Annotated in this window: 17 protein-coding genes; 3 read left to right on the top strand and 14 right to left on the bottom strand. The window is 40.5% G+C overall.

Going from position 1 to position 21,982, the window contains the following annotated elements; all coding sequences use genetic code 11:
• Positions 1–34: 34 nt before the first annotated feature.
• Both C727_RS0116710 and C727_RS0116705 read right to left on the bottom strand, forming a co-directional pair.
• Entirely contained in the window at positions 35–955 is a 921-nt protein-coding gene (locus C727_RS0116710; RefSeq protein ID WP_017446809.1) for a hypothetical protein, read from the bottom strand.
• A gap of 175 nt (positions 956–1,130) precedes the next feature.
• Entirely contained in the window at positions 1,131–1,886 is a 756-nt protein-coding gene (locus C727_RS0116705; protein ID WP_017446808.1) for a hypothetical protein, read from the bottom strand.
• 140 nt (positions 1,887–2,026) lie between these two features.
• Between C727_RS0116705 and C727_RS0116700 the strand changes: the two genes are divergently transcribed.
• Positions 2,027–4,918, top strand: a complete 2,892-nt coding sequence (locus C727_RS0116700; RefSeq protein ID WP_017446807.1) for a TonB-dependent receptor — start codon at positions 2,027–2,029, stop codon at positions 4,916–4,918.
• 159 nt (positions 4,919–5,077) lie between these two features.
• Here C727_RS0116700 and nspC read toward each other — a convergent pair whose 3' ends face one another.
• From nspC to C727_RS0116635, 12 genes are all read right to left on the bottom strand, one after another.
• Positions 5,078–6,265, bottom strand: coding sequence for a carboxynorspermidine decarboxylase (gene nspC, locus C727_RS0116695; protein ID WP_017446806.1), 1,188 nt, complete (start codon positions 6,263–6,265; stop codon positions 5,078–5,080).
• 105 nt (positions 6,266–6,370) lie between these two features.
• Positions 6,371–7,579 (bottom strand): saccharopine dehydrogenase family protein, encoded by a 1,209-nt coding sequence (locus tag C727_RS0116690; RefSeq protein WP_017446805.1) that lies wholly within the window; start codon positions 7,577–7,579, stop codon positions 6,371–6,373.
• A gap of 467 nt (positions 7,580–8,046) precedes the next feature.
• On the bottom strand, positions 8,047–8,943 hold the full coding sequence (locus tag C727_RS0116680) for a 2-dehydro-3-deoxygalactonokinase (RefSeq protein ID WP_017446804.1): 897 nt from the start codon (positions 8,941–8,943) through the stop codon (positions 8,047–8,049).
• A 3-nt stretch (positions 8,944–8,946) separates the two neighbouring features.
• Positions 8,947–10,515: an MFS transporter gene (locus C727_RS0116675; RefSeq protein WP_017446803.1), complete on the bottom strand. Its 1,569-nt coding sequence runs from the start codon at positions 10,513–10,515 to the stop codon at positions 8,947–8,949.
• 18 nt (positions 10,516–10,533) lie between these two features.
• Positions 10,534–11,274, bottom strand: a complete 741-nt coding sequence (locus tag C727_RS0116670; protein WP_017446802.1) for a FadR/GntR family transcriptional regulator — start codon at positions 11,272–11,274, stop codon at positions 10,534–10,536.
• A gap of 151 nt (positions 11,275–11,425) precedes the next feature.
• Positions 11,426–12,157 carry a FadR/GntR family transcriptional regulator gene (locus C727_RS0116665; RefSeq protein WP_017446801.1) on the bottom strand — a complete coding sequence of 244 codons (732 nt, stop codon included), beginning with the start codon at positions 12,155–12,157 and terminating at the stop codon, positions 11,426–11,428.
• A gap of 137 nt (positions 12,158–12,294) precedes the next feature.
• Entirely contained in the window at positions 12,295–12,927 is a 633-nt protein-coding gene (locus tag C727_RS0116660; protein WP_017446800.1) for a hypothetical protein, read from the bottom strand.
• A 69-nt stretch (positions 12,928–12,996) separates the two neighbouring features.
• Entirely contained in the window at positions 12,997–15,849 is a 2,853-nt protein-coding gene (locus C727_RS0116655) for a hypothetical protein (RefSeq protein ID WP_017446799.1), read from the bottom strand.
• Positions 15,850–15,867: 18 nt separating this feature from the next.
• On the bottom strand, positions 15,868–16,662 hold the full coding sequence (locus C727_RS0116650) for a fimbrial biogenesis chaperone (protein ID WP_162131412.1): 795 nt from the start codon (positions 16,660–16,662) through the stop codon (positions 15,868–15,870).
• 11 nt (positions 16,663–16,673) lie between these two features.
• The gene (locus C727_RS0116645; protein WP_155949291.1) at positions 16,674–17,117 is read right to left on the bottom strand and encodes a hypothetical protein; all 444 of its coding nucleotides are present in this window, start codon (positions 17,115–17,117) and stop codon (positions 16,674–16,676) included.
• Positions 17,118–17,167: 50 nt separating this feature from the next.
• On the bottom strand, positions 17,168–17,749 hold the full coding sequence (locus tag C727_RS0116640; protein ID WP_017446796.1) for a DUF4402 domain-containing protein: 582 nt from the start codon (positions 17,747–17,749) through the stop codon (positions 17,168–17,170).
• A 168-nt stretch (positions 17,750–17,917) separates the two neighbouring features.
• Positions 17,918–18,655 (bottom strand): SPOR domain-containing protein, encoded by a 738-nt coding sequence (locus tag C727_RS0116635; RefSeq protein WP_162131411.1) that lies wholly within the window; start codon positions 18,653–18,655, stop codon positions 17,918–17,920.
• A gap of 349 nt (positions 18,656–19,004) precedes the next feature.
• Here C727_RS0116635 and fucP point away from each other — a divergent pair, with 349 nt between their 5' ends.
• Both fucP and C727_RS0116625 read left to right on the top strand, forming a co-directional pair.
• Positions 19,005–20,432 (top strand): L-fucose:H+ symporter permease, encoded by a 1,428-nt coding sequence (fucP, locus tag C727_RS0116630; protein WP_017446794.1) that lies wholly within the window; start codon positions 19,005–19,007, stop codon positions 20,430–20,432.
• 6 nt (positions 20,433–20,438) lie between these two features.
• Positions 20,439–21,908, top strand: coding sequence for an alpha-L-fucosidase (locus C727_RS0116625; RefSeq protein WP_017446793.1), 1,470 nt, complete (start codon positions 20,439–20,441; stop codon positions 21,906–21,908).
• Positions 21,909–21,982: the final 74 nt, after the last annotated feature.

The raw sequence follows: 21,982 nt of genomic DNA, 5'->3' as shown, positions 1-21,982 counted from the left end.
ACCTTGTGATGCTTTAATGAACAGGGGTCAAAAATCAATTTTTATTAAAGTCTCGCACCCTTAGTGTTTCTTGCTCCGCTGTGAGTTGTTGCGCTTGGATGGTCGGCATTTTAAATTTAAGTACTTTTCGTTCTTTTTTTAAAATTCCCCAAAAAATACCTTTTTCGCTGCGATCCCAGGCAATGCCTTGCCCTTCCATTCCTTCAACAAAAACGGTAGCAACCCAGATGAGTTCTGAACCATAACGCGGTAATTTCATTACATAAACTTCTTGATGATCGTGCCCGGTTAAATATAGATAGCCGTCTGCACCCCAACTTCCGCCAGAATTACTCATTGGCGCAATTCGATGTGAAATGGCTTTGGGTAAAACCCACTTTTGCAAAATGTTAAATTGATCGTCCATTTTTACAACTTGCGTATTATGGGTAAAACCGTACACTTGAGACTGATTTTTTTGCACCTTGTTATAGTTACCAAATCCGCCCCACCAATGACCTTTGTGTCTATCTAACCAAGTAAAAGAGCCAAGCTGGATACCAAAACTATGACTGTTCAAATGCTTTAGGGTCTTGGCTTCCCATATTTCAACTGAACTTGTCATTGGCCAATGTGGGTAATTAGAATGTGCGGCATATAATTTACCCTGCCAAACCACACCGCTATCAAGGTGAATCAATCGCCCGTTTTGATCACTTTCACCATCCCACTGTAACAGGGGCTTTCCGCTCGTTTTGTCATGTTGAGTTATACGAAAATTATGGATGGCGTAAAAATGTTCCTTATCAACTGCTACCGCTTGACGAGCATCAAAAGTATTAAAACTAGCTAATCGTTGAGCTTGGTACTGCGCGGGATTTATAGGTTCGGCAATCGCAGGATTTAATGCTGCAAAGAAACAAAAAAGAATACAGATACAAAGTTGAGTACGAGCAATGGGGTGACTAAAATTCATTAAAACTCCAAAAATTTAGATAAATCCGGCGGAGTTTAAAGCCTTTATATGAGATAACTATGACGAATGAGTAACACCTAAATGACAAAAGCCATTCGCCTCAAGCTCGATAAATCAATCGCTTAAAACCAATGGCCAATCAAGAAAAATAAAGGCAATTAATTGATTATAATGCTTATTTTTGTTTAAAGCTTACCTGATATTCACCTACATCTTGATAACGAATAGTACTTGGCGCAAAGTCTTGTTCTATTATGCCAGCAAAAGATCCAGTGATAATGGCTTGGCCAGCTTTAAGGGTGAAACCTTGCTCAATAGCAAAATTGAAAAACCAGCGTAATGGGGCCGATGCTTTGCCATTAGGGTGTTTACCCTCTGCTTGAGTGACTTGACCGTTTTGCTCAAACTCAATATGCACTTCAGCCAATTCAAAGGCGGTTTGTTTGTCAACCACAGGGCCTAAATAAAGGCCTTGATTCATTAATACATCAGCCAAACGATAGTTAAAATCGCCACGCAGATCGGGAGCTAATCGCTCTTCCATTAATTCAAGGGCCATACGACACTCTTTAATTGCAGCAAAAACATCATCGTCGCTGTATTCGCCTTTTTCAGGGTCAATATCCTGCCCTAAAATAAATGCAATTTCTGGTTCAGTGCGCGCTTTACCGTTATCTGCTCTCAAGGTGCAAACCTCGCCTTCTGACACAGTATCGGCAAAGATAGGACCCACCACAACTTTACCCTCTGCCGGTGGTAACAAACATTTCCAGCCTGCTACTTCTTGCCCCGATAGCACTATCATTTGTTTTTGAATATCAACCGATGTTTGCCAATCGGTTGGTTTGTCTGCATCAGCAAAACCATTAAATAAGCCGTCTTGCTCACGGTTTTGTAATAACACTTGTGCTGCTTTTTGAATTTTGTTCATTTTTTATCCTTATTGAGTTTACCTGCGCTTAGCATACTGCAAAGCAACAAATTCACAAAATCAATACATATGATGTTTACTTTTGTTCTATCTAAGGTTAAATAAAACAAAAATCAAACTGAAGTCACAAAGGGCTAACAATGAAAAAACAAATATTCACAAAACTTGCACTAAATGCAGCGATTAGTAGCGTATTAGCTTCCGCTGGTTCTATTGCAGCTGAAACAGGTGCAACTGATGAAGTTATTCAAGTTAAAGGCATCCGCAGCAGTTTAACTGAGTCTATGGACATTAAAAAAAATGCCCCGTCGATTCAAGACAGTATAGTCGCAGAGGATATTGGTAAGTTTCCCGACCAAAACGTTGCTGAATCGCTGCAGCGCATCACAGGTGTTATGATCTCCCGTACCAATGGTGAAGGCGCTAAAGTATCTGTGCGCGGTATGGGCCCTAAATTTAATGCGGTTAAAGTAAATAATCGCACGATTGCAACAAGCGAACGTGGTCGTGAATTTGATTTTCAATCGATTCCTTCTGAGCTGATTGCTGGTGCTGACGTAATTAAAGCCTCACGAGCGAATATTGCCGAAGGGAGTTTGGGTGCTTATATTAACGTGAATACAGCAAGGCCCCTCAAGTCACCTGGTCTGCAAGCTGCCGGTTCAGTTCATGCGATTTATAATGATTTAGCCGAAAAATCTGGTTATAAACTATCTGGTATTGTTAGCAATACATTTTTAAATGATACCTTGGGCGTTTTGGTTGGTGTATCACGTCAAGACTCAGAAAACCGAATTGATGCCGCTGGGACTACCCACTGGGGATCATTTAATGCAAATAACCAAGATTGGTTAATTTCTCCGGTTCAAGATGCCAACGGTAATACTGTCAACGAAGGCACAGTCTGGTATCCGGGTCGCGGTACTTTTACCCTAGATACAGAAGAGCGAGATCGTAACAGCGCCAATGTTACGCTCGAATGGCAAGCAACTGATAACATCAAACATACGTTAGATTTTTTATACACCGAGTTAAGTCGACAAGCTAAAAGCAATGGTATCCAGGTTGCTCTGCAAGGTGCGGGTTGGGACCATGTTGTAGTTTCGGACAATTTTACGGTTTTAGAGGCCACCCGCTACCGTAAATCTATCGACGTGCTCATGCAAGAACGCGGGCAAGACTCAGACACTTTTGCCGCTGGCTATAATGGTGAATTTTACTTTTCTGACGACTTAAAAATGGTTTTCGACTTAGCTTATTCAAAAGCGAATGCCACGCCGGTTGGCAATACCTTAGTGGCCCACGCTGTCAACCCTAACTACGATGATAGTCTAGCCATTGATGATCCTAACTATATTGACGGTCAAATAATGGGTTTAACCGACAATGATTATTTGAAAGTTGATAATAGTGGCGACATCATGACAATAGACACAACGGTTGAGTACGACAATCCAGCAGCAATTCGTAGCCACTGGAACGATATTCAACACTCTAAGCTCGAAGATGAAGTCACAGAAGCTAAGTTAGACTTTGTGTATATGACTGATGGTGATCATTTAACGAGTGTCGATTTTGGTTTAGCTTATACTGATCGTGAAAAATCGAAACAAGTTTTTAAAATTAATCACGGCTGTTTCAACACCGAAAAATGGGTACCTTTTACGCCGGTAACAGACGAAGAATGGTTTGAATTTAACAATACCCAATACCCTTATAATACTTGTGGCCAACGGATCAACTTTGACGATAGTTTGTTTTCAGTGAACAACACTGACTTTTTGAGCCAAGAAAGTGGTGATTTTCCGCGTGATTTTGTTTTATTAAACGACTTTGCGGCATACAAACAAGCCGTTGCTGATATCCGCCAAGAACCGAACTGGGCGCAAACCTACTTACGCCCTGCTGAATCTGTTTCGAATACAGAAGAAACTTTGGCTTTATACACACAAGCCAACTTGGAAGGTGAAACTGAGTGGTTTCGTTGGACCGGGAACCTAGGTTTGCGTTACGTAGAAACCGAAACAACCTCTACTGGCTTCCGTCGTGAACGCACCGATATTTCGGATGTTTATGAACCTAATGATGGCGTTATTGTTGAAATCGAATATAGTGATGCCATGCAAGCAACAGCTGAGCAAAGTTATAACCATTTATTACCTAGCTTTAACTTAAATGCTGATTTTGGTGACGGTTATTTTGTTAAAGTTGCAGCTGCAAAAGTGATCACCCGTCCCGCGTTAGAAGATATTGGGGTAAACAGCACCTACCCAGACCGTATTCGTGCGGACCAATATAATACAAAAAGTGGTAACCCTTATTTAGACCCGTATGAAGCAAATCAATTTGATATTTCGTTTGAGTATTACCAAGACAATGGCAACGCTTATACGGCAGGTTTGTTTTACAAAGACATTAGCACTTTTATTTCGCAAAAAACCGTTCGTAAAGATACTGGGTATCAAATTACCACTCAACCAGATTGGGGCACTTTTTATGAGTTGTCAGAAGAGCAGAGTAACCGTTCAGGCGGCAGTGTAGCTGGCATTGAATTATCGGCTCTACATTATTTTGATTACCTACCTGGGTTATTTGATGGGTTTGGAGTGCAAGCGAACTTTACTTACACAGACACCGATGATAAAGAAGCGGCTGAAGACGAGTTAGCGCGTGAAAACGTATTAGCGGCTGGCAGCGGTTTAGAAGGCTTTTCTAAAACAGCGTACAACCTGATTGGTTTTTATGACAAAGATAACTTCCAAGCTCGTTTAGCCTACAATTGGCGTGATGACTATTTAAAATATCGTTCGGGCCCTGTGATAGGTTCTAACGGTTTACCACAACATGTCGAAGCTTACGGCCAATTTGATTTAAGTACCTCTTACGACATCAACGAGCAATTAACGTTAAGCGCTGAAGTGATTAACTTAACCGACGAAAATATTTTAGAGTATGCAGATGTTAGAGAAAGAGTCACCCTGATTCAATATTCAGGTCGACGAGTACAAGTGGGTTTAACGGCTAAGTTTTAACGCAATCTTGCCTGCACAGCTCAAAACATACTACGTTTAGATTGATAAGACGCTAAACGTCCCGTATTATCTCTCTTCATGATAGTCTCCCCCCGAAGCCCGATTTGCTCTAACCCCGCGGTCGGGCTTTTTCTCAAACTAAAAAGCCCTTTATTCTTGTTAGGATAGACGCTGTTTGAAGTCTTGGTAGCCAAAAGATTTGACCACTTTAAGCTCATCCGTGTTTGAGTTCCAAATGGCAATGGCTGGTAATCCTATACCGTTAAAAGTGCTGGTTTTAACCATGGTGTAGTGGGCCATATCATCAAACATTAAACGCTGCCCAACTTTTAACGCTGTTTTAAACGAATAGTCGCCCATGACGTCGCCAGCTAGACAGGTCTGTCCGCCCAATCGATAGGTATGTGCGTATTCGTTGGCTTGCCCTGCCCCTAAAATGTCCGCTCGATAGGGCATTTCGATCGTATCTGGCATATGACAGGTAGCTGAGCTATCCATAATAGCTAAATTCATTGCGTTAAATGTTAAATCCAGCACTTCGCTAACTAAAACACCTGAATGAATCGCTATGGCTTCTCCTGGCTCTAAATACACCTGGACATCGTATTTTGCTTGGAATGCTTTTATCCGTTTAATTAAACCTTCAATATTGTATTCAGGTTTAGATATATGGTGACCACCGCCAAAATTGACCCATTTAAGTTTTGGCAGAATCTCAGAAAAATGTTTTTCAACTTCATCTAAGGTACGTGCCAACGGCTCAAAATTTTGTTCACAAAGGGTATGAAAATGAATACCGGTAATGCCTTCGAGAGATTTGTCTTTAAACTCGGGATAAGGAATGCCTAAACGCGAACCTGGTGCACAGGGGTCGTAAATGGGCTCAGCGCCTTCTGAGTGCAATGGATTAACTCGTAAACCAAACTCAAGCTGAGGGCGCTGTTGTTTTGCCGCTTGAATAAGCGGTTGAAACCTTTGCCATTGACCGAACGAGTTAAACACCACGTGATCTGATATTTTTAAAATTTCTGTCAAATCTTGTTCTGAATATGCGGCACTAAAAGTATGAACTTCGCCTTTACCTGCTTTGCCTGATTTAAACGCTTCATGGCCAAGTCGAGCCTCGTGTAAACCACTGGCACATGTGCCATACAAATACTTACCAACCAATGGCGCTAAGCTAAACATAGAAAAGGCTTTAAGTGCCAATAAAATTCTGGCGCCTGATTGTTGCTGTACGTAATCAAGCACTTTTAAATTATTTTCGACTACCACTTCATCCACCACAAAACACGGAGAAGGCACGCGTGAAGCATCAAACTGCAAAAAAGTTTTACTATTTGTCATGGGAAATCAAAATTTGTCAGGGCGACTAATCGCCAATAGGAGAAACATCAAACAAGGTGTACCAACAAAGTATCACCTTGTTTATTCAGTTTGAGTAAGCTGAACTTAAACTAAATCAAAATCTGGGTTTTCGATCACTTTCCACGGTAAGCCGTAGGCATTCATGTCATTCATAAATGCGTCAGGATCTAGCTGTTCCATGTTCCAAACACCGGCTTTTTTCCAATCACCTTGCAAGATCATTTTTGCGCCTATCATGGCAGGGACACCTGTCGTGTATGAAATGGCTTGCGATTGTACTTCTTGGAAACAATCTTGGTGGTCTTTTATATTGTATAAATAAACGGTTTTCTGTTTACCGTCTTTAATTCCAGTGACCACACAACCAATACAAGTTTTACCTTTAGTTCGAGGGCCTAAAGTTGACGGGTCGGGCAACAGTGCTTTTAAAAACTGAATAGGCACGATAGATTGCCCCTGAAATTCAACTGGTTCGATGCCTGTCATGCCAACATTGCCCAAAACTTCTAAGTGTTTTAAATAACTGTCACCAAAACTCATCCAAAACTGAGCTTTTTTAAGTGTTGGGTAATGTTTAGTTAACGACTCTAATTCTTCGTGATACATGCGATAAATGTTATAGCTACCAACCCCTTCAGGGCAGGTGAATTGCTGCTTTAACGACATCGCTGGCGTCGTCACAAACTGCCCGTCTTCCCAATGACGACATTCGGCAGTCACTTCTCGAATATTGATTTCGGGGTTAAAGTTAGTTGCAAACGGATAACCATGATCGCCGCCGTTTACATCAATAATATCTAGTGTGTGAATTTCGTCAAAATAATGTTTAGCCAAATACGCAGTAAACATGTTGGTTGCGCCTGGATCAAACCCCGAGCCTAACAAAGCAGTTAAACCTGCTTGTTTAAACTTGTCCTGATATGCCCATTGCCATTTATATTCAAATTTAGCTGTGTCTAATGGCTCATAATTGGCAGTATCCATATAGTGTACGCCAGCTTCTAAACACGCATCCATAATCGTTAAGTCTTGATACGGTAAAGCCACATTAATCACTAGCTCAGGTTTAATGTTATTTAACAATGTAACCAGTTCTGCTACCTTGTCGGCGTCGACTTGAGCGGTTTTGATATCGCGATTTAAACTGTGTTTTATTTTTTTTGCAATATCAATGCATTTTGATTCTGTTCTGCTCGCCAAGGTAATATCGCTAAACACTTCAGGTAACTGGGCACATTTAAATGCGACTACCTGGCCTACGCCGCCAGCGCCAATAATAACAACTTTACTCATAAAACTTTCTTCTACACAATTTATCAATTAAAAAACCAATGATGTGTTAGAACAGCCTACACGCATTGGCTAACTCACATCAAACACTTACGACGCTCACTGCACGCTCTTAAACGTTCAGTTGTTTTAATATTAAACCTACATTTATTTCATGGTTGCAAACGCCTAAATCATTCAACTAATCAACCGACAAAATTTAATGCATAAAACCAATCGGCCACATTTAAAATGCAGACTTACATTAATTTGATGCAACAGGGATTAATTTTATATGCCGAGCACACGCTGATGCGTCTGTTCAGTTAATACGGTATTCAAAGAGAGAAAGTTTCGGCGCTGAACACTTGCAGATTGTCGACTTGACTAGTCTAACGCCAAGGCTAGAGCTTGACAATCAATTTATTGGCGGAATTTGACTCACTTGATGAAGCGGAGCAAACCGTTCAAATAGGCTTGCCCAGCAATGACTAAACTAGGTGTTGTAATTGTTTGATCCCGGCAATAAAACACTCATCGCCAGAAAATGCTTTTACGTTAATTTGTCGGCTTTCACAGGCTAATCGATATCTTTTTTCTAATGCTTCGCCGCCAACCAAGTAGATCGTATCTGCATTAATAAACTGGCTTTCGTAACCTATCATCACACCAGATAAAAAGTCTGCAACGGCTGTGTCCGCTACTTGATTAAATAAACGAGACGTTCTCGCGGCAAATATTAAATGACTTAAACCTTGGTTCTGCCCCAGGGCTACCCCTTTTAAAAAGCTTTTTTCGCAGGAGATTTGCTTAGGTAGACCGCGCCCTAACAAGCTATGGTTGTTTAAAATAGAAAATAGTTCACCTGTCATATAGGTTTCAAAACGAACTATTTTGCCGTTTTTAATAACAACCTGCTTGCTGTGTGTACCTGGAAAGACTGCTTGCATATTATGCTGCCTAGCGATTTGTTGTAGTCCAAACAACTGGACTTCTTCACCGCGCATCACATCATACATGCCATTCTCAGCCAAAAATGAAACCCCAGGCACTATCTTAGCTTTAGCCCCCCAAGGCAGATTAAATTCAAAATAGTGTTTTTGTATTTCGGATAAATCTACCGGTGCTGCACAATACTCAACCGGATGCCAACCTTGAGCCGAACCTACCATGCCCGCCATTATAATTGGCAGTGTTTGATATTGCGAAATCCATTCATTTAATAAGTTTGCTAGCGAATGGGCAAATTGACCATCTGAAATTTGTAATAATCCCATTGGTGCTTGTTTTTCGGCGATAACTTTCCCATTAACGTCAAATGCGAACGCTCGGAAGTTAGTGGTCCCCCAATCAAGGGCTAAAAAACTCAATTCATTTGCATCTAACATCTTTTATTCCGCTTTAATTAACTGTTTTTCTAACGCTTCAATGCTTTTGCCTTTTGTCTCTGGCAAAATAAACCACAACACAGCTAAGCCGATAATGGCCAGTACACCATAGTTTAAAAAAGTACTCGCAGTGCCGAGGTTTTCTAACTGCCATGGAAAAAATTGCTGAATGCTCCACGAAGAAATTGTTTGCACCAAAGCTGCAAATGGCAGTGCGACACTACGTACACTATTTGGAAATATTTCTGAAAATATCACCCACATAATAGGGCCAATCGACATATTAAAGGCCGCCAAAAAGAGGAAGATCCCAGCGATGATTATAGGCCCATTTACATCTTGAATACTCTGGTTAATCACTGGCCCACTAACGATAGGCAATTCTTTTTTATCGAATACCTGAGCCAGTTTTGTTTTTAACTCAACGTCATTTTTAAAACGCTGCCCGACAAACTGATCTAATTTGTTTAAATCAAGTGATTGTCCGGCCAGCTCTTGTTTGATTTCAACAATAATTACCTCATCCATTTTGTAATTGGCCAGCTTAAAACCTTGCCAAATAGCAATATGAGCAACCGCCACTAATAACAAACCCGCTAATGTTAAAAACCTACGCCCCAGCTTTTCAACAAAACAAATGGCAATGACGGTCGAAACAACTCCAATAAGTCCCATGGTAATGGTTTGCACAAAGGTATCTTCCACACTCATACCTATCTGCTCAAACACCATAGGAGCAAAAAATAATACCGCGTTCATACCGGTTGCGCCCTGCACTATGGCATACACTACAGCCAAAATAACAACAGCAGACATTCTCTTGCTAAATAACGACTTAAGTTGTTTGAATACGGGTTCGTTATGGTGGTGAGATAAACTTTCTTCGATTTCGGTATAGATTGTATTAACCTGAGTGGCATCTGCTAATTTATGCAAACTTTGTTTAGCCTCTACTTCGCGAGATTTAGACACTAACCAACGAGGAGATTCTGGAATACCCACTAATAAAACAATCCACACGGCGTTAGCAATCAGCTCCGCGCCCAACATGTAGCGCCAAATATTATCATTACTTAAAAAGTCAACCGTTGGCAGTGCTTTGATCAAAAAGTAGTTAATAACAAAAGCGAGCAATAAACCCACTGCAATCATTAGCTGGTTTACTGAGACATAACGTCCTCTTTTATCTGGCGATGCTATTTCACCAATATACATTGCCGACACTGTAATAGACGCAAAGGCCACCCCTCCAATAAATCGACCTACCACAAGCATTTCATAATTAACAGCCAATGACGAGATAATAGATGACAGCGCATAAGTAAACGCAATGCCTAACAGCACTTTTTTACGACCAAATTTGTCACATAACTTCCCGGTAATAAACAGGGCAACTATGACCCCAATAAGCGCACAGCCAACCAAAGTGCCCACTTGAATGCTATCCAACTCGAATAGTGAGCTTATGTAACGAACGGCCCCTGAGATGTTGGCTGCATCTAAACCAAATACAAAACCACCAAAGGCAGCGATCAACGCAAAGCGTGATACATTTTTGTCTGCTTGAGTCATAATTTAAAGACCTTATATTTATTTGCTTTCGTGCGCTTCTTTTTGTAATCGTTTAGAAGCATCAGATAACAATTTTTCTGATATAGCTTCGGCTTTGTTGCCATCTTTAGCCGCAATCGCTTGATAAAGTTCTCGATGAATATTTACTGTCACGTCGTTTTCGCGCGGATCTTTATTGGTGATATTTACACTGACTAAAAGTGCTGAATAAATCACACCTTCCATTGATTTTAAAAATTCATTGTTGGCAGCACCTAATACTGCTTTGTGAAATAAGGCATCTGCTTTAACAAAGTTCTCCACCGACCCTTGTTCGTGTTCCATTTGTAATACAGCGTTTTCAATTGCCTGGATATCTTCGTTGGTACCACGCTCAGCAGCCCAACGCGCAGCTTTGGGCTCAAAGGCAATGCGAATATCCATTAAGGTTTTCAAAAAATTAGCATCCGCGGATGCGGTGATATGCCAAGCTAACACATCGTCATCCCATAAAATCCATTGATCACGGGAGCGAACGCGCGTACCAATACCTCGTCTTACCTCTAATAAACCTTTCGCCACCAAAATTTTTACCGCATCACGGATCACAACGCGGCTAACCTGATAGCGCTCGGCAAGGCTGGCTTCATCATCAATAAAACTACCAACCTCAAAAGTGCCCGCGACTATTCGCCGACCTAGCTCTTTGGCCACCTGAACAGGTAAACTGGGTACCATACCCGAAGCGCTTTTTAAATCGTAATAAACAAGCTCACTCATATCTTTTTATCAAACATAGGATGTTTAAAGTTATCAAATTAAAACATGAGATGTTTGAAAATGCAATACGTTTGCAATTAAAACATTATATTTACAATAATTAGGAAGGTTAACCAGCTTAAAAAATTAAACTGGTTATTTTAGGACAAGATTATTTAATCTCTTTTTCAAGACGCTTGGCTGCGTCTTTAAGTAGGTTTTCGGTTAAGGTTTCAGCTTTTTTACCATCTTTTTCGGCAATTGCTTGATAAACTTCGCGATGAAACCCGATAGATTCGTCATTTTCGCGAGGATCTTGGTTAGTAATTTTAACACTCACTAATAAAGCCGAATAAATCACCCCTTCCATCGCCGTTAAAAACTCATTGTGCGCAGCTCGCAATACGGCTCTATGAAAATGTGCATCAGCTACGATAAATTTTTCAACCGAACTTTTTTCGGCTTCCATTTTTAAACAAGCAGCTTCAATTTCCATTATGTCTTTTTCGCTGGCCCGCTCGGCAGCCCAACGGGCAGCTTTAGGCTCAAAAGCCAGCCTAATTTCCATTAATTGGTGCAAAAAACTTGGATTTGGCGGTGCTGTAATATGCCATGCGAGTACATCATCGTCCCACAATACCCACTGATCGCGTGAACGTACTTTAGTTCCTATGCCACGGCGAACATCTAACAGCCCCTTACCGACTAAAATTTTAACAGCATCTCGAACCACCACACGGCTAACTTGATACCGCTCAGCGAGTTTATTTTCATCATCAATCAAACTACCTGGTTCAAATGTGCCAGCGACTATACGGCGCCCCAACTCTCTGGCTACTTGTACTGGCAGACTTGGAGTCATTTTTGTGGCTTGTTTTAAATCGTAATAGAGTAACTCACTCATTTATTTTGCCTTTAACCTCACATGCATTTTGCAAACATGTTATCTTTATTTTTTATCAAACTTAATATCTTTGTTTGATTATAGCGCTTTTTAAGTTTAATAAAACCGTAAACAACAATATACAAAATACTTTGGGTTTAGTCTCTTAATAAATAACGGCCAATTAAGGTGAGTGTTCTGTGTTTTCGATCGCCGCTTTGCATTTTATAATCAGCTAACTTCAATCGCTCGGCGGCTTGAATTTGATGGCCATCGTAGTTGATTAAGTTCACCAATAAATATTCAGCTTGCTCGGTATCTACTAGTTCTGCCGCTAGGTGGCTCACAGGTTCAGCGTTAATGGGTTTGTTCATGACTTTAATGCCCCAATATTTGGCTTCGCGGATCAACCCTTGTTGAACAAGGGTTGCACTTTTGGCATCTGAATGCTGATGCTTAACTTGGGGCACATACAATATTAAACTTTCTAATTCGGTGGCAGACAATTGACAAATCAGATCTAAAAAATAAAAACTATCTTCGGCTGATTTTTCTTCGCAAGTTTTAACTAACGGATGTTTAGTTTGTTTTACGATCTGCGGCAAATCTTCTTCGACCACTTGCTGCTTGATTATGCTTTGCTCTGTAACCTGGCCTGCCGCAGTGTCTGTATTTGAGCTGTGAGTATCACTTGAATCAGGCTGCGAATGGCCAAACAAATAGCCGGGTGAGCTCATACAAGCGGCTAATAATAAAGAAGATAAAATGATGGTAAAAATTCGCGCTGCCATTTTTTTGTCACTTTTAATAATAAAGGATTAAACTAACCTTTTATAAGCAATTACCTTGCCAATAATATATCAAAGTTGACGTTTGAGCGCTTCTACCTGACAACTAAGGTTAAGCTGTGTTAAACGTTGGCAATAAGTCTGCGCCTGCTTTGCGGTTTTATACCAATGATAAGCTAAACGATATTTTTGCTGCTCACTGTCGTTTATAACAAAACTTTGTTCATTACCTAAATCAGACGGAAGCCGCTTTTTAATTTGCAGCCAATAAAGCTTAACCAAGGTTTGCGAGCTAAATGTTGGCCCAACAGGCACATACCCAGGCTCACTTTGTATTGAATTCAGCACTATATCTATGCCATTTAAAACCTGCCCACTGCCATCAAAGCTGACTTCTTGTCGGCCACTAACCTGAACATTTTTTTGCTGCAAATAAGATGCTGGTACTTCGACTTTATATTCACCCGGCGGTATGTCGATAAAAAGATAAAAACCGTCAAATTCACTTTTGGTTTCGGCAATCACTTCACCGGCTTTATTTTTTAACTGTAATGGAACGTAGGGAGCGTAGTCTTGTCCGTTTTTTAGCACTGTTCCTTCTAGCTCACTTGCATTTACCAGAGGAATATCTAACATCTCGACATAGGCAGCCCGAGGAGTGATTGAGCTTCCTTGTTTAGCTTGCACTAGATATTCACCGCTAAGCCCACTGATATCTAGATCTATATCAGTTGCTTTACCAGCGGCTAAATTTTTTAAAAAAGCTAAACCTTCACTATTCGTTTCAGCGCGTCTAAATTGTTGCACCGCACTGACTTTAACGCCTGATATAGGTGTATCGCCAACATCAAATACTCCATTAGTATTATTATCTTTGAATACCCGCACTAAGGCCATGCCACCGTATGTTAAGCGAGATCTGTTTAAAAAATAGATGTCGGTTTTAGCATGGTAGCCAAAACTAAAATTAGATGACATTAAAAAACGCCAACGGTCATCATTGCCTACCGTCAAACTACTGGATAATTTGTAGTTTGGTTGAAGCCAATTGACCCGTGTTTTTAAGTCCCAGTAGTTAGTATAATAGTTATCCGTATAGTCGATATCGAGCGTCAAATTAGGCGACAAAAGCCAATTTAGGCTGGCATTGATGCCGGTAAATTCTAGGCTGGAATCGTATTCATATGCCGCCGCCAATTGATAGTAAAAGTTACCTAAACGCTGACGGATACCAACTGAGCCTAAATTAAACCGCTCATCTGTCTGTGTATCGTACCGCCAGTCATAATAATTCGATAATGAAAACCAAGGTGTGTGAAACGCCAAAGTATTGGTATTTTGGTAAGTTTTTTCCAGGCTGCTATCATTAACCGTGGTGGTATTTAAGTACTTAATATTAAGGTAGTGACTGTCATACACAGCCCCTTCAAGCGCCGCTGAATAACTTCGGAGCATACTCGCTTGGGTATTTGTTTGATTGTATCTTAAGTTAATTGATTGCGACAAAATACGGGTCCGCAAACTGGTCAATAAACGCTGAACCTTGTCATCATTTTGTTGATACTGAATAGTGCCTAATAAACCTTCATAAAGGATCGCATTTGCACCTAAACTTAAGTTACTTACATTGGACTGAGTATCCTGTAAAAATAACTGATGTCCTAAATAAACCGAAAGGTCATCATTTAAACCATAATCGTAACGTCCAGAAAACAGCCATGCAGGATTTGAATGATAATCTTTGTATAAGCTATCAAAAAGCTGCCGCCCATTTTGAGTCAACGCCATTTGAAAAATAAAGTCTCGTTCTTCTAACGTATTATTTTCCACTAAAAAACTTTTAGTTTCGGTTTCTATTTGCCCTTGAGGCCCATAAAAAATCAACTCAAAATCATTTTGTCCATAAATTAATTCAACGTTGGAAAATTCGTAACGGCCAGATTCGTTTGAATCTAACTTAGCCACTAAAATTTTATTTCGATACAACTCAACATCCCAGCCCGGCTGTATATTGCCAGAAAACTCAGTGACATTGGTTTCTATTGTTTGATAGCGCGGGCGGTTAGTGAGATTAATACCGCGACTCACTGAGCCAGTACTGCTAAAACCGCTAGAAACGGCTTGCACATCACCCACCGAATATTCAAGCACATCTAATAACCCGAGTTTAAACGGTTTATCATCTCGTTTAGAAAGTTTAAGCCTGAATTCTTGTACCCCACCACCAGAGTCGGTAAGCGCATAATAGTTGCTAGAGTGAGCAAATAAATCATGCCCACCAACAACAGACAGCGAATAACGCTCGTCATTAGAATCACTATTTAAATAAGACAATTGTGTATCCAAAACAGGGACAGATAAGCGCTGGTATGCGTTATCGCGCATTGGAAGTTGAATAGGCTGTATTTTGCCTTTAGTTTGTATTAATTTGTTTTGCCGCTTTAACTTTTGTTGAAAAGGCAACAGGTATTGAGGCGCTAAGCGATAAGTTTGCTGTGAAAAATTAAGCGAACTGTTAAATAAAAACCATTGTTCTATATATTTGCTGTCTACATAAAGATCATCATCAATAACAACTGAATCAAGTGGCAAAGCATAAGTTTGCGAGTTCAGCCGAACGCTTTCGGAAGCGAGATCCAGCTCAAACTGATAGTCCGCTGATATGTACCAGCCGTTAGCCTTTTGTTCCGCTAACGAAACCTCAATTGCAAAAGACAATAAATCAAATAAACTGGATAAGCCAATTAACGCCCCTGTTTCGCTTTTTATTGCAAATAATTCGCCCAACGAATGTTTATCAACAATCACCTCTAAAATAAGCGGCTCGCCTACTGGGATTTCTACATCAGCTTGCTGGTTAGAAATTGCTAATGGCGAACAAAATACTAAACAAACAAGCAGGCAGTAGCCAAAACAGCGCATCATTCAAATACAAAAATAAGATCAGTCAAGTGACAGAGTCTGTTCAGCTAATATTTGACCATTAAACTCTTTCACGCCTTCGTAACGAACAACTAAATTTTTGCTATTTGTCGCAAGCGGGTTTAAAACAATGGTTTTTACATAACTTTCGTTTTCTGGATACAGGCTAAGTCCGTTCAACTGGCCGACAATTTTGCCCAACTCACCCGTATTGGTTTGCGCATAAATCTTAAGATTCCCTCTAGGACTGTGTTTGCCACTACGTGCCAGTTTTACTAAAAGTTCTTTTTTTGCTTTTTGTTGCACTAAGTTGACATCAGCAAATTCTACATTGACATCTAAGCGACCTTGCCTAGCGAGTACAGGGATCGAAAAACTCACCAAAGCTTCAACAAAAATCTTCATTTCTCCATTATTGTCGGTATTTTCTCGGCTGCGGGGCAATGGGGTAAATGTTAAGTGAGTACGGTATTCTCCATCGGTTAAGTCTGCCGGCCGACGAAATAACAAACGAACCTTTTGCTGCTGCCCTGGTTTTAAAGTCACCTGGCTTGGGCTAATGCGTATATACGGACTAGCAACTGGTAGCGATGAATTCTCGGAGGCGATATTTTGATAACCGCCATTAGGTAAAGCGACTTTATCAACTAACGAAAGACGATAGGTTCGGGTCATTTGTGTAGTATTAATTAAATTGACCGACGCACTTCTTTGTCTCTCATCCATTACCACACGGGTAGGTGATATTAATAATTCAGCTTTTGCATTAAACATGAATAAATTAAAGAATATGCAAATAAGGATTGTTTTTAGCATGTTTTGGCTCATTATTGTTCTACTGGATCAGCATAAAGATTAAAAGCTGCGCGATAAGGGCCGTTTTGGTATGCGGTGCCTGAACCACTAGACTGGATCACAATACCCACCCTGATGACTGCGTCACCATAAGCGTTTACGCGCACTGTTTGCGGATATAAAAACCTATCAATTTTAAATGCTTCAAAATTTCCGTTAAAATGATTTACAAATCCGTTATCTGTTTCCACACGAATGGTTAAGTCTTCAAAAGGTTTAAATCCAGTTAACAAAAATTCGGCCGGCTGACCTCTTTCGACAATCCAAAAATCGCCGCTTAAAATCATTTGACCATTTGGCTGCATCATAAATTCACTAACGTCTTGGTTATGAGCTGCCACTATTTTACCTAACGAAAGAGGCTGATTTAACTCAACTTGCGCACTACTGGCCGTCGCAACGACCAGTAGTAACAAGACAGTCAGCAAAAAACCTTTCACGATTTTGCTTGGTTATTCAAATGCGATTAATAACTTACTTCAACTACATATGTGCCAGTATAATCCGTACTTTGATAACTCCCAGTGCTACCGTTACTGTCAGTACCTATAGTTGCCCCAACTGCAAACGTTAAATTGCCATCAGCATCTGCGGTTACAGCGTCGGCATCAGCAATAGCTGTATTAGGGTTCGCACCTGTTATTACGGTACCTTCGAAAGCGTCAATTTCGAAAACGGGAGAACCTGGAACTCCACTGGTAACCGTGATTTCACCGTCTGCTGGGAAATCAATAGTCAAGTTACTAAAAGGCGCTGCACCTGTCACAACAAAGGTACCTGGCGACCCATCCTCAAACTTTTGAATAGTCGCTCCACCATTCGATTTTCCGTCCTCCGTCGAACCATCAGCTCCAATTTTAAGTGTAGCCTGTTCAGCAGCTACAGAGCTAGGTACAGCTCGAAAGGTACCAAAATTTAAATTATCACCGGCTTCTACACTAATTGCATTTTGAACCGTAAATTCGATCGTTCCAGTCGCTGTCTCGGCTAAAACGGAACCTGTTGAAAATAAACCAGCCACCGCCAGTGCAAGTGTTATTTTTTTCATATACTTCTCCATTAATGAAAATTATTATTTACTGTTGGCTGGGTTTTGAGGAAGGGTTTTTATAAGTTAGTCAATCCCTTGCGCAATACTTCAGCGTCCAGCATTTTTTTATCGACGTTATTGCGTGTTTCTTTAATAATTTTTAACGACTTTTTTCGACCTTGTCAATTAAAACAATTTTTCACCATTAAATTCAGTAATTAAACAGTCGTTTTTTTGCTGTTTTAATTGCTGGCAAATTGAGGTCGCTGCCTGTTTAGTATAAGGCCCTAATTTAACTCGGTAATAAGCGACGGGGCCTTTTTTTATTGATTGCACTCTCGGTGTTTGCCCGCTAGCTATTTTATTATGTTTAGCTTTAAACTCTGCCCAAAACGCTCGACTTTGTTTTAATGTAGTTAACGAAGCGAGCTGAACGGCAAACGGGTTCTGATTAGTAAAGTCCTTTATTGGCTCTAACAAGGCTCGTTTGCCACTGGTTTGGGTTTCAGGTTGTGTCGTTTTTTTGCCTTTTATTTGCAAATACGTTTGCTGGTTTTGGGTATTTTCTGATTCTTTTGCAAGATGGCTCGCGTCTTCACTAGGATTCGCCTGAGCTGTTTGTTCAAAACTTTGTAAATTGGAAGTTTGCTGAGTTAAGGGTTCACCACTGGTATTTGTACTTTCAAAGGTGCTCGTTTCACCATTATCCATTTTTAAGACTGAGTTAGCTTCGCTTTTAACTAACAGGCCGTTTTGCACCCTGCTGTTATTTTGATAGGTGGGAATATCATTGTTCGCCGACAAAGTTTCTACAATTAACGTTAAATCTTGTTCTGCTTGCTTAATTTTATCTAAACCACCTTGAGTGTGTTCAAGCTGCTTTTTTAATTCGGCGACATCTTCTTGCAAACTTTTTATTTGCATTGCTTGGTGCGACACCGAATCTGACTGCGCACACGCGGTCAACCAAGCTGCTAAGCAAACCAAAAGACTAAAAAAAACTATGCGGTTAACTGCTCCCAACATGTTCTATTAATAACTCACTTCATTAATTTGCCGATAAGCATACCCTTTAAGCGCGCAAACTAGCAAATTAAAATAGGCTGAGTTGATGTTTAATGTGACAAAACACTTACAAAACAATTTTATACATTTTATTTACGTTAGTGGGGAAAACGTTTAGACTAATTTTTTTTATAACCTATTCTTTACATCATCCGTGTTTTTAATTTAATATAAAAGATATAATTTATATATAAACAAAGGTAACCAAATGGAAAGCAGCAAAAGCGTTGATGCGGCGAGTGTTGCAGATTCAGATATAGGATCGCAAACTAAGCCCAAAATATTAGAAAAAAAGTTCTATTTGTCGTTTATTTTAGTCGGACTTCTGTTTCCGCTATGGGGTTTTGCCAATGACGTCACCAACCCGTTAGTTAAGGCGTTTAAAGACATCTTTTTAATCTCAAACGCACAAAGTAGTTTGGTGCAGTTTGCGTTTTATTTTGGTTATGGGGTGATGGCTATCCCGGCTGCGATTTTTATCCGTAAATATAGTTACAAATCTGGTATTTTATTAGGTTTGGCTTTATACGCAGGCGGTGCACTTTTATTTTTACCGGCCAGTGCCTACATGGAGTTTTATTTCTTTTTAGCGGCCCTGTGGATTTTAACCTGTGGTTTAGCTTTATTAGAGACAACGGCTAACCCTTACGTTTTATCTATGGGTCACCCTGACACTGCCACTCAACGCTTAAATTTAGCGCAAGCTTTTAATCCAATTGGCTCTTTAACCGGTATGATGGTCGCGTCTACCTTTATTTTAAATAAATTACAGGTGGAAGAGTTCCGTCAAGCTGAAAAAGCGGCGCATCCTGAATATGCAGAGATGCTGCCATCAGAAGTTGACGGCAAGTTAGTGCAAGCTTTACAGGATTTTTCGGTGAATCAACCCGAAGCTCATCACGCGATGCAAGCTGCCGATTTAGCAACAGTAAAAGGCCCATATATCGCCATTGCTGGGGTGGTATTTTTAGTCTTTTTAGCTTTTTTATTCTCTAAACTGCCTCAAACCCACTCAGACCAAGCGCCGTTAAATGGCCGAATTTTAAAAGATACATTTAAACGATTATTCAATAATGGTCGTTATCTTGAAGGCGTGCTCGCTCAAGCATTTAACGTGGGTGCACAAATTATGTGTTGGACCTTTGTTATTCACTACGGCATGACGTCAGTGGGTTTAACAGCAGCCGAAGCACAAAGCTATAACATGATAGCTATGATCCTATTTTTATCTGGCCGCTTTATTTGTACCTTTTTATTAAGTTATATCCGACCCGGACGCTTATTAATGATATTAGCGACTGGTGCAAGTATTTGTGTACTAGGTGCAATTTTTATGGGCGGTTACCCAGGCTTGTATTCATTAGTCGGTGTTTCAGCTTGTATGTCACTTATGTTCCCAACCATATATGGTATTGCACTGAAAGACACAGGCGATGATGCAAGTTTAGCCTCAGCCGGTTTGGTTATGGCGATTGTGGGCGGTGCTATTATGCCTCCAATGCAAGGTTCACTCATTGACGGTGAGTCTTTATTTGCCGGTTTACCGAGTGTGCAAACCTCATTTGTCTTGCCACTATTGTGCTTTGTAATGATTGCTATTTATGGTTACCGAGCGCACGTAAAATATAAAGTTTAAAGGCCTATGTTATTTAAACAAACTTTAGCGTTAACTTGCCTGAGCTCAGCTTTGCTGAGCTCAGGTGCAATTCAAGCCACTCCTTATGAAGCCAACTGGGAATCGGTTAAAAAACACCAAACACCCGCTTGGTTTTTAGATGCCAAATTTGGTATTTATTTTCATTGGGGACCTTACACAGTGCCCGCCCACAAAACTGAGTGGTATTCTATCTGGATGTACCGCGAAGGACATCCTATTAGAAAACATCACGAAAACAACTATGGACCACTGGATAAATTCGGCTATAAAGATTTTATCCCTATGTTTACTGGTGAACATTTTAATGCCGATGACTGGGCACAACTGATTGCTGACGCAGGGGCGGAGTTTGCTGGCCCGGTCAGCGAACATGCCGACGGTTTTGCCATGTGGGACAGCGAGGTGACTCGTTGGAACGCAGCAGACATGGGCCCCAAAACCGATGTTGTTGGTGAAATGGCCTCTGCACTGCGCAAGCGCGGCTTAAAATTTATTGCAACTTTTCATCACCAATGGAAATATGCTTGGTATCCTACTTGGGATAAAAATACCGACGCTGGCGATCCTCAGTATGCCGACCTATATGGGCCTTGGGTACCTAAAGGCACTTTTGTTATGGCTCATGATAAAACCGATCCGCTGCCTGATGAAAACTTTAACCAGGATTGGCTGGCTAGAATTCAAGAGGTCGTCGATAAGTACAATCCAGATTTAGTCTATTTTGACAATAAAATGGATATTATTGATGAAAAATACCGTTTAAAGTTTTTAGCGGATTATTACAATCATGCGGCTGAGCGTGATCAAGCCGTGGTTGTCACCTATAAGTTTCACGACCTTAAAAAAGGTAGCGCGGTATTAGATTTAGAGCGCGCCCGCATGAGCGATATAAAACCCTATCCTTGGTTAACCGATGATTCAATTGACTGGGATTCTTGGAGCCACACTGATACACCCAATTATAAATCGACCAACCGTTTAGTCGACTTTTTAGTTGATGTTGTGAGTAAAAACGGCCGTGTCTTATTAAACATTCCGCCCACCGCAGATGGTCGTATTTTACCGCCTGTTCGCGAGCGCTTAAAACAAATGGGTCAGTGGTTAAAAGTAAATGGTGAAGCCATTTATGGGACGCGTCCTTGGCACACTTATGGTGAAGGTCCAGCTAAAGTGGTTGAAGGCCATTTAAGTGAACATAAAAACCCAGACAATACAGCTAAAGATATTCGCTTTACCCGCAAAAACGGCCATTTGTACGCCATAGTTTTAGCCAAACCTGAAAGCGCGATTAACATTAGAAGCTTGGCAAAAAACAAGGTTAAAAACATTAAACAGGTTGAGCTGTTAGGCAGTGACGAAGCCCTTAACTGGCAACAAACTGAGGATGTTTTAACCATCCAAGTGCCTAATAGTTTTCCAAGCGATTATGCGCACAGCTTTAAAATTACCTTTTAAGCTATAAAAACCATCGCTTATCAAGCGATGGTTTTACCTTTTTTATCCGTATAAATTTGAAGCGTATTTACAAC

Origin of the sequence: Gayadomonas joobiniege G7 (assembly GCF_000300815.1) — a bacterium.
Taxonomy (GTDB): domain Bacteria; phylum Pseudomonadota; class Gammaproteobacteria; order Enterobacterales; family Alteromonadaceae; genus Catenovulum; species Catenovulum joobiniege.
Note: the sequence above shows the minus strand (reverse complement) of the source record. Positions and strands in the feature narration are given on the sequence as shown.

What these genes read in the sequence shown, in the direction of transcription:
- C727_RS0116710 (WP_017446809.1), bottom strand. Translation starts at nt 955, where the DNA reads ATGAATTTTAGTCACCCCATTGCTCGTACTCAACTTTGTATCTGTATT.
- C727_RS0116705 (WP_017446808.1), bottom strand. Translation starts at nt 1,886, where the DNA reads ATGAACAAAATTCAAAAAGCAGCACAAGTGTTATTACAAAACCGTGAG.
- C727_RS0116700 (WP_017446807.1), top strand. Translation starts at nt 2,027, where the DNA reads ATGAAAAAACAAATATTCACAAAACTTGCACTAAATGCAGCGATTAGT.
- nspC (WP_017446806.1), bottom strand. Translation starts at nt 6,265, where the DNA reads ATGACAAATAGTAAAACTTTTTTGCAGTTTGATGCTTCACGCGTGCCT.
- C727_RS0116690 (WP_017446805.1), bottom strand. Translation starts at nt 7,579, where the DNA reads ATGAGTAAAGTTGTTATTATTGGCGCTGGCGGCGTAGGCCAGGTAGTC.
- C727_RS0116680 (WP_017446804.1), bottom strand. Translation starts at nt 8,943, where the DNA reads ATGTTAGATGCAAATGAATTGAGTTTTTTAGCCCTTGATTGGGGGACC.
- C727_RS0116675 (WP_017446803.1), bottom strand. Translation starts at nt 10,515, where the DNA reads ATGACTCAAGCAGACAAAAATGTATCACGCTTTGCGTTGATCGCTGCC.
- C727_RS0116670 (WP_017446802.1), bottom strand. Translation starts at nt 11,274, where the DNA reads ATGAGTGAGCTTGTTTATTACGATTTAAAAAGCGCTTCGGGTATGGTA.
- C727_RS0116665 (WP_017446801.1), bottom strand. Translation starts at nt 12,157, where the DNA reads ATGAGTGAGTTACTCTATTACGATTTAAAACAAGCCACAAAAATGACT.
- C727_RS0116660 (WP_017446800.1), bottom strand. Translation starts at nt 12,927, where the DNA reads ATGGCAGCGCGAATTTTTACCATCATTTTATCTTCTTTATTATTAGCC.
- C727_RS0116655 (WP_017446799.1), bottom strand. Translation starts at nt 15,849, where the DNA reads ATGATGCGCTGTTTTGGCTACTGCCTGCTTGTTTGTTTAGTATTTTGT.
- C727_RS0116650 (WP_162131412.1), bottom strand. Translation starts at nt 16,662, where the DNA reads ATGCTAAAAACAATCCTTATTTGCATATTCTTTAATTTATTCATGTTT.
- C727_RS0116640 (WP_017446796.1), bottom strand. Translation starts at nt 17,749, where the DNA reads ATGAAAAAAATAACACTTGCACTGGCGGTGGCTGGTTTATTTTCAACA.
- C727_RS0116635 (WP_162131411.1), bottom strand. Translation starts at nt 18,655, where the DNA reads ATGCAAATAAAAAGTTTGCAAGAAGATGTCGCCGAATTAAAAAAGCAG.
- fucP (WP_017446794.1), top strand. Translation starts at nt 19,005, where the DNA reads ATGGAAAGCAGCAAAAGCGTTGATGCGGCGAGTGTTGCAGATTCAGAT.
- C727_RS0116625 (WP_017446793.1), top strand. Translation starts at nt 20,439, where the DNA reads ATGTTATTTAAACAAACTTTAGCGTTAACTTGCCTGAGCTCAGCTTTG.